At 43.8% G+C, this 13,763-nt stretch carries 17 protein-coding genes; 6 read left to right on the forward strand and 11 right to left on the reverse strand.

Going from position 1 to position 13,763, the window contains the following annotated elements; translation table 11 throughout:
* Window positions 1-156 precede the first annotated feature (156 nt).
* Window positions 157-648: a GNAT family N-acetyltransferase gene (locus CYL18_RS10380; protein ID WP_104849441.1), complete on the forward strand. Its 492-nt coding sequence runs from the start codon at window positions 157-159 to the stop codon at window positions 646-648.
* A 308-nt stretch (window positions 649-956) separates the two neighbouring features.
* On the opposite strand, the gene CYL18_RS10385 is transcribed toward CYL18_RS10380, so the two are convergent.
* Window positions 957-1,286 (reverse strand): YuzD family protein, encoded by a 330-nt coding sequence (locus tag CYL18_RS10385; protein WP_104849442.1) that lies wholly within the window; start codon window positions 1,284-1,286, stop codon window positions 957-959.
* Window positions 1,287-1,430: 144 nt separating this feature from the next.
* On the opposite strand from CYL18_RS10385, the gene CYL18_RS10390 reads away from it, so the two are divergent.
* Window positions 1,431-1,673: a NifU family protein gene (locus tag CYL18_RS10390; RefSeq protein WP_231589579.1), complete on the forward strand. Its 243-nt coding sequence runs from the start codon at window positions 1,431-1,433 to the stop codon at window positions 1,671-1,673.
* A 47-nt stretch (window positions 1,674-1,720) separates the two neighbouring features.
* Here the strand turns inward: CYL18_RS10390 and thrB are convergent, their stop codons facing one another.
* The 4 genes from thrB to yutH form a co-directional block, all read right to left on the reverse strand.
* Window positions 1,721-2,626: a homoserine kinase gene (gene thrB, locus CYL18_RS10395; RefSeq protein WP_104849443.1), complete on the reverse strand. Its 906-nt coding sequence runs from the start codon at window positions 2,624-2,626 to the stop codon at window positions 1,721-1,723.
* Window positions 2,623-3,684, reverse strand: coding sequence for a threonine synthase (thrC, locus tag CYL18_RS10400; RefSeq protein WP_104849444.1), 1,062 nt, complete (start codon window positions 3,682-3,684; stop codon window positions 2,623-2,625). Before thrC ends, thrB begins: the two co-directional genes overlap by 4 nt.
* Window positions 3,684-4,982, reverse strand: coding sequence for a homoserine dehydrogenase (locus CYL18_RS10405; RefSeq protein ID WP_104849445.1), 1,299 nt, complete (start codon window positions 4,980-4,982; stop codon window positions 3,684-3,686). Before CYL18_RS10405 ends, thrC begins: the two co-directional genes overlap by 1 nt.
* Window positions 4,983-5,128: 146 nt before the next feature.
* Window positions 5,129-6,145: a spore coat putative kinase YutH gene (gene yutH, locus CYL18_RS10410; protein WP_104849446.1), complete on the reverse strand. Its 1,017-nt coding sequence runs from the start codon at window positions 6,143-6,145 to the stop codon at window positions 5,129-5,131.
* Between the two features lie 168 nt (window positions 6,146-6,313).
* On the opposite strand from yutH, the gene CYL18_RS10415 reads away from it, so the two are divergent.
* Window positions 6,314-6,811, forward strand: a complete 498-nt coding sequence (locus tag CYL18_RS10415) for a phosphatidylglycerophosphatase A family protein (RefSeq protein WP_104849447.1) — start codon at window positions 6,314-6,316, stop codon at window positions 6,809-6,811.
* Between the two features lie 320 nt (window positions 6,812-7,131).
* Here CYL18_RS10415 and CYL18_RS10420 read toward each other — a convergent pair whose 3' ends face one another.
* Together CYL18_RS10420 and CYL18_RS10425 are read right to left on the reverse strand one after the other, a co-directional pair.
* On the reverse strand, window positions 7,132-7,896 hold the full coding sequence (locus CYL18_RS10420; RefSeq protein WP_104849448.1) for a TIGR01457 family HAD-type hydrolase: 765 nt from the start codon (window positions 7,894-7,896) through the stop codon (window positions 7,132-7,134).
* 161 nt (window positions 7,897-8,057) lie between these two features.
* Window positions 8,058-8,507: a DUF86 domain-containing protein gene (locus tag CYL18_RS10425; RefSeq protein ID WP_104849449.1), complete on the reverse strand. Its 450-nt coding sequence runs from the start codon at window positions 8,505-8,507 to the stop codon at window positions 8,058-8,060.
* 234 nt (window positions 8,508-8,741) lie between these two features.
* Here CYL18_RS10425 and CYL18_RS10430 point away from each other — a divergent pair, with 234 nt between their 5' ends.
* A complete protein-coding gene (locus CYL18_RS10430) occupies window positions 8,742-9,008 on the forward strand; it encodes a DUF3055 domain-containing protein (RefSeq protein ID WP_104849576.1) in 267 nt (88 codons plus the stop codon).
* Between the two features lie 80 nt (window positions 9,009-9,088).
* On the opposite strand, the gene CYL18_RS10435 is transcribed toward CYL18_RS10430, so the two are convergent.
* A complete protein-coding gene (locus tag CYL18_RS10435; protein WP_104849450.1) occupies window positions 9,089-9,364 on the reverse strand; it encodes a YutD family protein in 276 nt (91 codons plus the stop codon).
* 117 nt (window positions 9,365-9,481) lie between these two features.
* On the opposite strand from CYL18_RS10435, the gene CYL18_RS10440 reads away from it, so the two are divergent.
* Together CYL18_RS10440 and CYL18_RS10445 are read left to right on the forward strand one after the other, a co-directional pair.
* A complete protein-coding gene (locus tag CYL18_RS10440; protein WP_104849451.1) occupies window positions 9,482-10,039 on the forward strand; it encodes a YhcN/YlaJ family sporulation lipoprotein in 558 nt (185 codons plus the stop codon).
* A gap of 38 nt (window positions 10,040-10,077) precedes the next feature.
* Window positions 10,078-11,079, forward strand: coding sequence for a M23 family metallopeptidase (locus tag CYL18_RS10445; RefSeq protein ID WP_330847582.1), 1,002 nt, complete (start codon window positions 10,078-10,080; stop codon window positions 11,077-11,079).
* 126 nt (window positions 11,080-11,205) lie between these two features.
* Here the strand turns inward: CYL18_RS10445 and CYL18_RS10450 are convergent, their stop codons facing one another.
* The 3 genes from CYL18_RS10450 to yunB form a co-directional block, all read right to left on the reverse strand.
* Entirely contained in the window at window positions 11,206-11,316 is a 111-nt protein-coding gene (locus CYL18_RS10450; protein WP_104849452.1) for a methionine/alanine import family NSS transporter small subunit, read from the reverse strand.
* Window positions 11,313-12,842, reverse strand: a complete 1,530-nt coding sequence (locus CYL18_RS10455; RefSeq protein WP_104849453.1) for a sodium-dependent transporter — start codon at window positions 12,840-12,842, stop codon at window positions 11,313-11,315. The genes CYL18_RS10450 and CYL18_RS10455 overlap by 4 nt, the downstream gene beginning before the upstream one ends.
* Window positions 12,843-12,947: 105 nt before the next feature.
* Window positions 12,948-13,709 (reverse strand): sporulation protein YunB, encoded by a 762-nt coding sequence (yunB, locus tag CYL18_RS10460; RefSeq protein ID WP_104849454.1) that lies wholly within the window; start codon window positions 13,707-13,709, stop codon window positions 12,948-12,950.
* Window positions 13,710-13,763 lie beyond the last annotated feature (54 nt).

A 13,763-nucleotide genomic window follows, 5' to 3' on the forward strand; every position in this document is an offset into this window, starting at 1 on the left:
GAGGAGGCAGGTTATTAAAACCTGCCTTTTATGTATCTCTTAGCGCTCATTTTAATGGAGCAATGCTCATATATCATTGTAATCAGCCTACCGGTCTTTGCAGGCTAAATATAGCTGCCATGTTAGATTTCCAGGGAAAAGGAGGAATTAATCGTAATGGAAATACGGACATTGCATTTGAATGATGCCCTTTCAATTCGCAAGCTGCGTCTCGAGGCCCTTCTAGATAGCCCTGAAGCATTCGGCTCCAGTTACGAAGAAGAACGAGAATATCCCTTAAAGAAGTTTAAAGACCGCCTTGAAAGCGGCTGTACCCTTGGTGCCTTTCTTCATGAAGAACTAGTGGGCATGGTCACAGTTATACAAGAGACAAGGAATAAGACCAAGCATAAAGCAAATATTTTTGGGATGTACGTGAGTCCCGCGCAAAGAGGGCAAGGCATTGGAAAGAACCTGATGATCGAAGCCATCAAACAGGCGAAAACGCTGAAAGGAATTGAGCAAATTCACCTAACCGTTGTCACAAGCAATGATGCGGCCAAGCACTTGTATCTTTCATTGGGATTTGAGATATACGGGAGAGAAAAGCACGCATTAAAGATTGGTGATTCCTATCTCGATGAGGAGCATATGTACTTATTCCTTTAGATGCTTATGAATCAAAGGATGCTTCAAGTCCTGGTGAACTTAGTGGGGCTGAGATATAAGTATTTCAGTCAATGATAAAACCTGAACTATTAGGTGATATGTTAATCAATATTACGCTTAATAGTTCAGGTTTTTATTTGTTTTCAATGGATTTGTTTATTTCTGCCTACCATTATGAATAACAAGTGGAACGGAGCTAGGGACACTCGACTCCTGCGAGAAATAGAGGACAGGCTAAAAATCCCGCTTTCTGCAAGGAGGCTCTGTTTGGCTGGATTCGTGCTGGGGAGCCCCAAAAATCACCTATCTTACTTAATGGCCTCACTCTTATATCCCTTGGCCTCGAGAGCCTCATAAATCGTTTTTAAACGAGGATTTCCTTCCCCAAGTACCTTTTCATCCAGCACAACTAAAGGATAGAAATATTCGTCATTCCGGACCTTTTCAGCCATTTTTCGTACAAATGGTTCCTCCTGTGGAGATTCTATGTCAATATACGTGAATTTAATAGGCTGATTTGGGAATTTCCTTGAAAGCGCAGCTTCCAGCCATTCATACGTTTCTTTTGATGATGGCATTCCCACACAGCTTGCGCAAATTTGCTCCGCGCCATAAACGAAAACCTCAGCTATTTTCATGCAAGCTCATCCCCTGTTCATTTCTTTTCTTCTCTCCTCATCTTACCTAATTTAGGATTGAGTAACAATTTTTAATGATTCTGCAAGGAATGTGGATAGCTTTTTTAAGGCAAAATCATTATAATATGATTAGGAAAGGAGTCGATAGCCTTGGCAGAACAAGAGTTATTTGATCAGGTTCAAGACGTTCTTGATAAGTTGCGTCCATTTCTTCTTCGCGATGGCGGAGACTGTGAACTAGTTGATGTGGATGAAGGTATTGTTAAGCTGCGTTTATTAGGAGCATGCGGAAGCTGCCCTAGTTCCACTATCACGCTGAAAGCAGGCATCGAGCGTGCCCTACTTGAAGAAGTTCCTGGCGTTGTTGAAGTAGAACAAGTATTCTAATGACCAAAACGATAAACAGCGGTCCCGGCAAATGGGAACCGCTGTTTTTATTTGATTGCCTGGACAAGGGGGCCATGATTCACAAGCGGAACATGCTGAATTGACATATTCGGAAAGGCCTCCTTTAATGCTTGGCATATGACAGGAACAGCTTCTAAATTGGCAAGGGTGATAACAGACGGTCCCGCACCACTGACAGCTGTACCATATGCCCCAGATTCTTTTGCAATCTTCCTTACCTCTGTGAAGTAGGGCATCAGTTCCCCCCTAAAAGGTTCATGGAAGTGATCCCTCTCCATCATACTTCCCGCGAGAGCCCAATTTCCAGCACAGACGGCCGCGACAAATGTATTGGACGCTGCACTTGCCGAGACTGCTTGTCCAAAAGACAGTTTTTCTGGGAGCAAAGACCTTGATGTCTCAGTTTTCAATTCAAATGGCGGGATTGTTATAATCGCTTCTGCCCCAACCACTGGCAAAGAAATAACTTCAGCTCCATTCTCCACCTGAACACCGACAGCAAGACCGCCATAAAGGGCTGCCCCGACATTATCAGGGTGTCCCTCCTCTAATGAAGCAAAACGCATCTTTTGAGTCTCATCTAACTGAAGGTCACAAAAGGCATTGGCAAGCTCAATCCCAGCAATGATGGCAGAGGCACTGCTGCCAAGACCCCTTGCAAGAGGAATTTCGCTCTTGACCTTTAGGTGACATGGCGGCATTTCCTCTCCAAAGAAGGTTGCTGCTTTTTGGGCCATCCGGACGAGATAATTCGATTCATCCTCCGGCAGGCCATGCATTTCCTCACAATTTATCGTAACCTCCCAATGTTCAGAACGGGAGGCCTCAATGGTTAAGTAAAGGCCTAGAGCAATTCCAAGCGAGTCAAAGCCCGGGCCTAGATTAGCCGTACTTGCCGGGATTTGAATGCGCAGCATGGGAGGCTGATTCATGATGAAACCACGCTCCCAAAATGCTTGGCCAGCTCTTCCTCATCATTTTCAATGACAATCGGTGTGATATGACCATATTCAACGGCTGTATTCGGATCCTTCAGCCCATTACCTGTCAAAACAGCTACCACAGTCTGTCCCTTCTTAATCTGACCAGATTGTAATTGCTTGATGACCCCAGCAATGGATGCACAAGAAGCAGGCTCTGCGAATATGCCCTCCTTACGTGCCAGGAGCTTATAGGCATGAACGATTTCTTCATCAGAAACCTCATCGATATTCCCTCCGGACTCCTTCGCGGCCTTTACGGCATATTCCCAGCTGGCAGGATTACCGATGCGAATGGCCGTTGCCAGCGTTTCCGGTTCTTCGAAAACCCGGTTGTGGACAATCGCCGCTGCCCCCTCCGCTTCAAATCCTCTCATTTCAGGGAGCCCTGATTGATGACTTTCATCGTATTCCTTAAAGCCTTTCCAATAGGCTGTTATATTCCCAGCGTTCCCAACAGGAATCGCAAGAATATCAGGAGCCTTGCCAAGCTCTCGGCAAACTTCATAGGCAGCCGTCTTCTGCCCTTCTATTCGATAAGGGTTCACCGAATTTACGAGGGTGATGGGGTATTTCGCGCTGATTGAGCGGACCATCGCTAGAGCCTGGTCAAAATTCCCCTTAATGGCATAAATCTCAGCTCCATACATCACTGCCTGGGCGAGTTTCCCCATTGCAATCTTTCCATCCGGGATGACAACAATACAGCGTAAGCCTGCTCTTGCGGCATATGCGGCAGCAGCGGCCGATGTATTGCCTGTGGAAGCACAGATAATTGTATCACTGCCTTCCTCAATCGCTTTTGCGACCGCCATGACCATCCCTCTATCTTTAAAGGAGCCAGTCGGATTTGCTCCCTCATATTTCACATAAAGCTCAACTCCTAGTTCCTCCGATAGATTTCTGCAATGGAATAATGGCGTATTGCCCTCATGGAGGGTTAGCATCGGAGTCTGTTCATTTACCGGCAAGAACTCCGAAAACTCTTGTAATAGTCCTTTCCATCCCATCAGACAAGACCTCCTTCCACTTTATACGTACTCTTGATCTCCTCCACCTTGTCATATGTCCTGAGTTTCTTAAGCACCCTCTCGAAATTGGCAAGCGGCGCATCATGAGAAATCAGCACGATTTCAGAGGCTTGTTCACCTTTAATTGGGAGCTGCATAATCTTCTCAAAGCTTATCCCATCTTCTGCGAATATTGAAGTAATCTGGGCAAAGACGCCAACCTCATCCTTCACGCGCAGACGGAGGAAATGCTTGCCGCAGATTTCTTCGGCGGTCTTCAGCCTTTTCTCGAATTGAGGCAGCACAGCACTGCTTCCATTCACGCCAAGACGCATATTCTTCATGACAGCAACTAAATCAGAAACGACAGCTGTTGCAGTCGGTAGACTTCCTGCTCCCGGTCCGTAGAACATTGTTTCACCGACTGCTTCCCCATATACATAGACCGCATTATACTCATCATTCACCATCGCAAGCGGGTGATCGATTGGAAGCAGGGTAGGTTCAACACTGACTTCGACCTTATCCTCCTTGCATCTTTGCGCAAGGCCAATCAGTTTCACTGTATATCCAAGCTTTTGGCTGAATGCAAGATCTTCATCTGAAACCTCTGTAATCCCTAGTACTTTTACATCATCCAAATCAATCGTCATGGAAAATCCAAGAGTGGCCAAGATTGCCATCTTGCGGGCAGCATCCAGCCCGCCAACATCAGCGGTCGGGTCGGACTCCGCAAACCCAAGCTCCTGTGCTCTTTTCAACGCTTCCGTATAAGAAAGCTTCTCCTTGCACATTTTCGTAAGTATATAATTCGTCGTTCCATTCACAATCCCCATCATCTTCGTAATACGATCTGAGGCGAGTCCGTCTGTCAAGCCGCGCAGAATCGGAATTCCACCTGCAACACTGGCCTCATAGAAAAGGTCGCAGCCATTTCTCGACGCAACAGATAGAAGCTCAGGGCCATAAACTGCCATCAAATCCTTGTTAGCCGTTACCACATGCTTTTTATTGTTCAATGCTTGAAGAAGAAGCTTACGAGTTTCTTCTACTCCTCCAATTACCTCGATGACGACATCTATTTCTGGATCATAGATAATATCATCGCTCGAAATCGTCAGCATATCGCTTGGAATCGTCACATCCCGCTCTTTTACAAGATCTTTCACAAGGATTTTCTTTATCTCTACAGGGCAGCCTACCTGGTGCATTAGCTTATCCTGATGATTGCTAATGATTTTAACCACCCCTGTTCCTACCGTACCAAGTCCTAATAATCCTATTGAAATCGGCTTCACCCAAACTCCCCCTTGCGTTGTCTTTGTAAAGTGGACATTTGTACATCTATAAAGGACATTATAGATGATAACTATCCATCATGACAACTTATATCTTTACTGGAATAAAATTAATCTTACCTCTTTATTCAAATTTGTTCAAATATTCAAATAGTTTTTCTTTTAGTTTGAATCCATTCAGGTACAGTCATCCTGCTATTACCTCTAGGGATGCCAGCCATTTCATAAAAATCATGCAATAACCGTTCATAAAGGCTTGATTGTTTAGCATATTGGTTAAGCCTATCCTCAAGCATAGCCTTCTCTCCTTCTGAGCGGATATAATAATAGGTTTCGATGGTCTCAAAATAATGGATGGGCAGAAGCAATCGGGCATAAGTCATCTTGGCTGAGAAGGTTGAAAATGGGGACACCGTTTGATATTGGCGCAGAAAGTTAACAACGCCTTGGTGGTACGTATTAGGCTGTTCTAAGAAATGCATACGTACGTATTCAGCTATATCCCTGGCTCCATGATCAAACACCCAATCCTTTGGCACTTTCCCAATGGTTTGAGAGCCCCAGGTTTGCGGGGTGAACCGAGTGTGGCACACTGTCCCTCCATCTATCTGCTCAGGATCATCATCAAGCTCGGTATCAACCAAATATTGAATAGCATTTTCCGTCAAGCCTGCATAATATGGATAAGAATCGATAAACAATTTTTCAAAATCATTTTGCGGCTTGCTTAAGAGCTTATCTCTCCATACCTTTTCCAGCTGGTCGATGCGCGTCTCCCACATTTGTTTCCATTTCCCCATTCGACTGGACTGCTCCATCCGCGTTTGAATCGTACGGCCCCTGTAATGGAAAACAGCAAGGGCTTTACCAGTTTCATAAATGGCAGGAAGGACAGAACCTTGCATACAAACAATATAAGGCTGGTCTGATTCCCGTGTGAGGATACTTTCCTCGCGGTTCATAATAGGCAGCCAAATCCCTGGTTCACCCTGTTCATATAAATGATGCGCCATATAATATTGCTCATCTATTTCTCGTTCATCGCCTTGTGCCGCATAACATATATAGGACTGCATTCCGCTTTTAAACAATTTCACAGAACCGACAGTGGTCTCATTTTCTACCGTCAAACCATAATTTGTGTAAATCGAATCACGATTCATCGCCCTATCTCCTCCTTAAAGGTTGGCATCCTATAGTTCACTATATGTTTCGACAAAGGGATATATGGTAAATGGCGCGCTTTCGGGCAGAATAGAATATACACGTTCAGCTACTTTGTAACGGACTGCATAATTTCAATTCATAATATGATGGAAGTCGGTGGAAAGATGAAAGGAAAGCCTATTGAAATGACAGAGAAAACGGCTCGGCAGTGGCTAAATGACCGCGGAGTCAGCATAAAGGAAATCGGCGAACTAGTCATGTATTTACAACATAAATATCACACAAATCTGCAGCTTGATGAGTGTATTGATAATGTGGAAAGAGTACTATCAAAGCGTGAGGTTCAAAATGCAATCTTAACAGGCATTCAGCTGGATATACTTTCTGAGAAAGGATTGCTTGAAGATCCGCTGCAATCCATTATCGAGACGGATGAAGGTTTATATGGGGTCGACGAGGTTCTGGCTTTGTCCATAGTCAATGTATATGGATCGATTGGATTTACTAACTATGGGTACATTGATAAGCAAAAACCAGGTATTTTACAAAGGCTGAATGACAAGTCTACCGGCGAATGCCATACCTTCCTCGATGACATCGTCGGAGCGATTGCCGCAGCTGCATCAAGCAGGCTTGCCCATCGCGCAACAAATACAGAATAAATTAGATAGATAAACTGCACGCCAACTGTTAGACAACTAGCAATTGGAGGGGCAGTTTTTCTATTGGCTTTTAATATAGAATCCATTCACATCATTTAAGCAGCAAGGACTGTTTCCAGGAAATAAGTAATGCCCCGCTCCTTTATATTTACACATAGGAGGACAGTACAAACAACACCACACGAGAAACGCATAAGGCTAAATGAAAAATGAGTTCGGTATAGTGTACCGAACTCATTTTATCCAAGCTGCCTAATGAAGCAGCGAACTTTAAATGGTCACTTCAGTTCTCGTGCTATTTCTTGTATCGTTCGCAAGAATTATATGTTCCATTCAGCGAGTGAATCAATGGCATAGGTTGGTTTCTTCTCATGGCCTTCCATATGAAGTCTTGTTGTAACACCCGTGTGAACAAGCAATGTGTCAACACCGGCATTAATTCCAGCCATAATGTCCGTATCATAATTATCCCCGACCATCAAGGTTTCTTCTTTAGAAACACCGAGCACCTTCATCGCTTGATCCATAATAATGGACTCAGGCTTCCCGATAAAGATTGGTTCTGTTTGCGTCGAAACCGTCACGACAGACGTAATGGACCCGTTCCCTGGCAACAGCCCGCGTTCTGTCGGGATAGCGATATCCCCGTTCGTTGAAATAAAAGTTGCCCCATTCCTTACTGCAAGGCACGCTACCGAAAGCTTCTCATAGCTAACGCTGCGGTCAAGGCCGACAATGACGAAGTCAGCGTCTTCCTGTTTAAACGTAAAGCCCTTATTCGTACAAGCCTCGATAATGCCATCTTCTCCGATGACAAAGACAGAGGCATCCGGCTTTTGCTCTTCTATATAATTAGCCGTTGCCATACTAGTCGTGAACACTTGCTCAGCTGTCGCCGGGATTTCAAATTCACGCAGCTTTGCCGCTACCTGCTCCGGTGTGCGAGAAGAATTATTTGTCACAAATAGATAAGGGATACCTTTCCTTTGAAGGGCTTGCACGAACTCTACAGCTTCTATTATCCGTTCTGTCCCTTTATACATCGTCCCATCCAAATCAATTAAATAGCCTTTGTATTCTTTCATACGCTGATTTCTCTCCAAACGTAATAGTTTCTTCCCTACTTTATCATATTGACCTATAAAGCGTAAGCCTTCATCCCCTTTACTCTATACAGGACCCGGAGAAAACCATAAAAAAAGCCATTTCCCATGAAATGACTCGTTTTCCCACGTTTATAAACAACTTATGATTCCTTCGGTTTAAAGGCGGTTACAACCCCAAGCTCTTTTTCCAAATATGCATTAATCTTAGCTGGGAAAGCCTTGAAAGCTGAAAGATTTCCCCTGATAGCAGCTTCCAATTCTTCATGTTTTGTTTGTGTATAATCCTGTACTAGCACCTTTCTGAATGGAAGCATCGCCTTAAATTGCGTTTCCATATCAGGATTAATTACTTGCTCGTCAACGAGTATATCAATAATATCTTCGTAGCTTCCCGGGTCTCTCATAATAAATCCATCAATCATCGCATTCCCCACATCCAAGACCGCATCAACCATCGTATGTGTAAGCCTTTCTAAGATAAGCTTATCGTAATCTGTGCCATCAAAGCTTCCCTTTTCTTCAAACAATTCTATTTGATTCACCAAGTAAAGCAATTTATCCTCAATCGCTTCCCGATTGACAAAGTACATGATGATACTCCTCCCTTTGGTTGCGCTATCAATACCTTAAGCTTAATGAATTCAAAAAGAAAGTTCAAGAAGATGGAATCGGCTATTCATCGTAATCTTGATGCGACAAGCGTAATCCTCTACTCTTTATCATTTGAAAAAAGATGATCAATAAGAGGTTAATTCAACAAAAAATCACACTCTTCTGGTATGATTCAATCAATCACATTATTAAGGCTGGAGGTATATACATTCATGGAGGAACGTTTTTTTCTATATGATGATACGTATGACACAAAAACCCGCTTTGTCAGCTTCATGGGAGAAAGCAGCCGTGTTGACCTGGCATTGCTTGTGACGGACCGATTTTATGGGAAGACCCTCGTGCTGGATATGCAAGGGAACCGCTTTGCCATTATTGGACCTGATGATTTAGAGGAGCCCGGATATTTAGAGCACGCCTTTGGTCTTACAGAAGATGAAGCGGCTGAGTGGAAGGATTTCTTATACGAGGTTATTTAGATTCCAGCCTGCAAAAGCATATAAAAAACTGCAGACAGTGCTTGTCTGCAGCAAACGGAGCTGCCTTCTAAGGCAGCTTTTTACTTTTTCGTTTTGCGAAGAATGAAGTATGAGCATCCAAAATTACAGTATTCATATAAGTATTCTTTGATGGTGCTGATTTTGTTATCATAAGAGGCTTTTTGATTTTGGTCATCAAAAAATCCTTTTAATCGGAGCTGCCCGTAGCCCCAATCCCCTAAAATATAATCATAACGGTTCAATATTTCACTGAAACGGCTTTTAAAGGCTTCTTCATTAAACCCATCTCCGCGTTCTTCCAGGATTTCATATTGAGAATTATTAATGCTGATCAATTTGTTCACCTCTTACTCTTAGCATACCTGTTCCCTTATTATAGCATTCTCCACATATAACCATGAAGTATTTTTCACATCTTGGTCAAACTACGATAAAAGGAGGTGCATACATCCATGAATTGGCCGATTGTAAGCTGTCTATTTGCTCTCTTATTCCTTTCCGCATGCGGAAGTTCAGATATCGGACAATCCAGCTCGCCTAGCCATACTAAGCCGATTAACACTGATTATGTTACCTATGACCAGGATATGTTCAGTGACTCAAACGCTAATGACAAAACATACGGCTATGAACGCAAGCAGCGCTCAGCCTATTATGCCAACCGGCAGGATAAACCGGTTCCGGCCGTTAAACGCGATAATTTAGCCACTATTTTGACCACCCTATGCGTTCAGATCCCCGGTGTAAGAGATGCCGGCACTTTGGTCACGGATGAAGAGATATTGCTTGCTTACCATCCGGAGGGCTCCCGTCCTGATTTAATAAGAAGAAATATTCGGGAGAACATAAGCCATATCGCACCTGATTATTATCAGATCTATATTACGGATGATCCAAGTTTTATTGATGTCCTAGAGAATATGTCGAGTTACTCGACCGAGAACCGCTCTGATGGAACAGAAAAAGAAAAAGTCATTCAAAAAATGGAGCATATCACAGCATTTGATTAAATAATCACTAAAATTTATCAGCGAAAGGAGTGATACTCGTGTTCTATCGCTTACTGTTCCTCCTATGCTTATCAATATGCACATACTCTTTCAGCCCGCATAGTACAGAGGCTGCCAAAGCTAATGATGAGCAGGAATTGATCAATCGACGGATGGAATTATATAAACGTGTGGAAGCATCCACCCAGCTGCCCTGGTACTACATAGCGGCCTTTGATCAATATGAGCGCAGCGTACGTCTCGCAAGAAACGATTTGCCCGATCCGTCCGGTACACTTAGCATTATGATTCCGCCTGATAAATGGAGCGGGCTGGCTAATCCAAATCAACATGACTCTAACCCTTTATCCATATCCTTTTTCGAAGGGATGGGCATGGACGGAGATCAAGATGGGAAAGCCGACATTACGAATGAATACGATCAATTGGCCGCGATTACCCAATACATCATGTCCTATGGCGCTGATACAGATAACTTTAAAATCGGAGTATGGGAATATTATAACCGGGACCGCGCTGTCAGTATCATCATGAGCAATGCCAATCTATTCAGGAAACACCAAACCATTGATCTGCAAAAGAAAGTCTTTCCTCTTCCTCTCGGCAGCCATTATACCTATAACAGCACATGGGGAGTGGCAAGAGGCTGGGGCGGACGCCGCACGCATGAGGGAACGGATATCTTTGCGGGATATGGCGTACCGGTGAGGTCAACTTGTTATGGAATCATTGAATTAAAAGGCTGGAATAAATTTGGCGGCTGGAGAATCGGTATACGAGACATAAATAATACGTACCATTATTTCGCCCATTTAAATGGATTTGCAAAGGATGTTAAAGTAGGTCAGCTAGTAGAGCCAGGAACCCTATTAGGTTCTGTTGGCAGCTCAGGGTATGGCCCCCCAGGCACTGCTGGCAAATTCCCTCCTCATCTCCATTATGGTATGTACAAAGAAAATGGACGAACAGAGTGGTCATTTGACCCTTATCCCTATCTCCGCTTATGGGAACGAAATGAAAGAGCCTCGATGCGCAGATAAAATAAGACAGACGGAATGCTTTTTTAGCCTGATTCCCGTTCATCATACAGATATCACGAATGCTATTTAAAAAAGGCTGACCCAGAAGCCATCCTTTTATGGATGTACGGGTCAGCCGTCGGCATTTTATGCTTGTTTTTTCTTTGATTTCAGCACAGCATTGGCAATTGAGGCGACAAGTCCTCCCCAAATAATCACCATGCCTATAACCATCATGGTAATGGCGCTTCCTGTCATTTCGCCACCCCCTTATGATTAGGAGATTGAGGGATACTTGAATGTATTCCCTTCCACTTAAATCTAGTGAATAGAACACCAATTAGAACGGCAGCAATTGAAAGACCCCAGCCGGCTGTCATAATCAGGCTCGTCGGATAACCCTCGTAATTGCTCTGAAGATCCGTTGTAAATGTCTGAATCATCATGAATCCAAGAACGATTGGCGTAATTAATCCGAGGCAGATCTTCCACCAGGCACCAAGACGAATGTCTGACATGCTGTTCGCATGATTCTGCAGCGCAGACAACTCCCTTGCAATCCAGGCAATAAAGATAATTTCAACCAAACCTGCAAGCGCAACACCATATTGATTGATAAAGCGGTCAACCGTGTCAAAGATGTACAATCCGCCCTGTGTTGCATACAGGATAGAGATGACTGCAGCCGTTCCAGCTCCGAAGGCAACCGACTTTCTCCGTGAAATGCCGAATTTCTCTTGGAAGCCTGAGATAAACACCTCCGCTATCGAAATCAAGGAGGTCATTCCTGCTAAGAACAAACTGGCGAAGAACAGGAACCCGAAAAGGCCTGGCCATGTCGGAATCTCGTTGATGATTTGCGGGAAGACAACAAAGGCAAGTCCTATACCGCCGCTTACGACCTCATTGACCCCCACACCTAATTGCCCTGCCATAAAACCGAGAGTCGCAAATACGCCAATCCCAGCTAACAACTCAAAGCCTGAGTTCGCAAAGCCGGTGATGAAGGCATTATTCGTAATATCTGTTTTCTTCGGCAAATAACTTGCATACGTAATCATGATTCCAAAGGCAATGGATAAGGAAAAGAAAATTTGTGAATAGGCAGCGACCCATACCTTCCCATTGGTCAGCTGGGACCAATCTGGCGCAAAGAAAGCCTGCAAACCAGCAGTCGCATTATCAAGAGTAATGGCACGAATAACGATTATACCGAACATGATGACCAATAAAGGGATAAAAACTCGATTTGCCCGTTCAATCCCCTTCTTGACACCAGCAAAAAGAATCGCAAGAGCCAACACCCACACAATTAACAGCGGGAAGAATACATTAGGTACAATCGAACCAATCTGCCCTGCATTCTCTCCTGGAAGAACCTTTAAAAATGAACTAAATAAATACCCTTCCGTATCATCTCCCCAACTCGTGTTGAGGGAAAAATACGCATAGGATAGCGACCATGCCAAAATCACCGCATAATATGTCGCGATGATGAAGGAAACAATGACCTGCCACCAGCCGAGCCATTCAGCACCTTTGCGAATCTTAAAATAGCTGAGCGGTGCTGAGCTCCTATATTTCTGGCCAATAGTAAATTCCAAGATTAGCAGCGGAATACCTGCCGTTAATAAGGCAAATAAGTATGGAAGAAAGAAGGCTCCTCCTCCATTTTCATACGCAACGGATGGAAAACGCCAAATGTTCCCTAACCCGATAGCGGATCCTACAGCCGCAAAAATAAATCCTGCCCTCGTTCCCCATTGGGCTCTCTCTTTATTCATCTAAATTCCCCCCTAGCATAATGTGTAAATTTTCTGATAATTCTGCAATAGGTAAATAATATACTATATTAGGAGGGAATGTCAATTTATCTTGCATTTTAGCCTCTACTTTGTTGGAAGCTGAATGGCAGGTCCTGCTCCGCCTCCGCCATTACCATTATAATAAGAAGGTACCTGGCCTGAAGTTGTCCTCATCGCAATCGGAACATCGGTGGTAATCTTCGTTGGTTTAGAGGAAAACGGAACGACCACCTGAGCGTTTACTTCAACGAAGAGAACGACCTTGATGAGCGCATTGTTAATCCCGTATGGCTCAAGTGTTGTTTTCACATCACTCTGGACATCACTGACCGAATGAATCTCCACCGGTATATCCGGTCCCATATTACCGAGCAAAGCGTTGTTTGTCACTTTACCGAGAGGCACTTCGTGGATGATCCCTTCCTTTTTGCTGCCGGTACTCAAATAATCGACAGCAGATAAATTCCCAGCTTCAATTTCGCTTAAGGCCTCCTGTATCCGCGTCGTTGTATCTGCACGAAACCGATTGATGATTTCCGTGTTAAACCGGATACCCTCTACCGAAATTTGTTCTCCTTCCTTTGGAATCTCCGAGATCACTTCATTTAAATCTTTATTTTCAGCAATGGATTCCTCGATTGCCTTATTTATAACAACACTTGCCATCTTCTTTGTTTCCGATTCCGCATATTTCATCAATGTAGGCTCGATAGCTTTATTCACAATCCATATAGCCAGGATAGTGGATACAATAAAGAATCCAAAAGAGATGAGCAGAACGTGCTTCATCGGCAAGGGACCGCTCGGAAATAATGTCTGTCTCTTAAACGCCCTTTTTTTGAACAAAAAAATCCCTCCTATACAAGTAATACCTATGCTTGTAAAGGAGGGATTAGTCAC

This window comes from Pradoshia eiseniae, assembly GCF_002946355.1.
GTDB classification, from domain to species: Bacteria; Bacillota; Bacilli; order Bacillales; family Pradoshiaceae; genus Pradoshia; species Pradoshia eiseniae.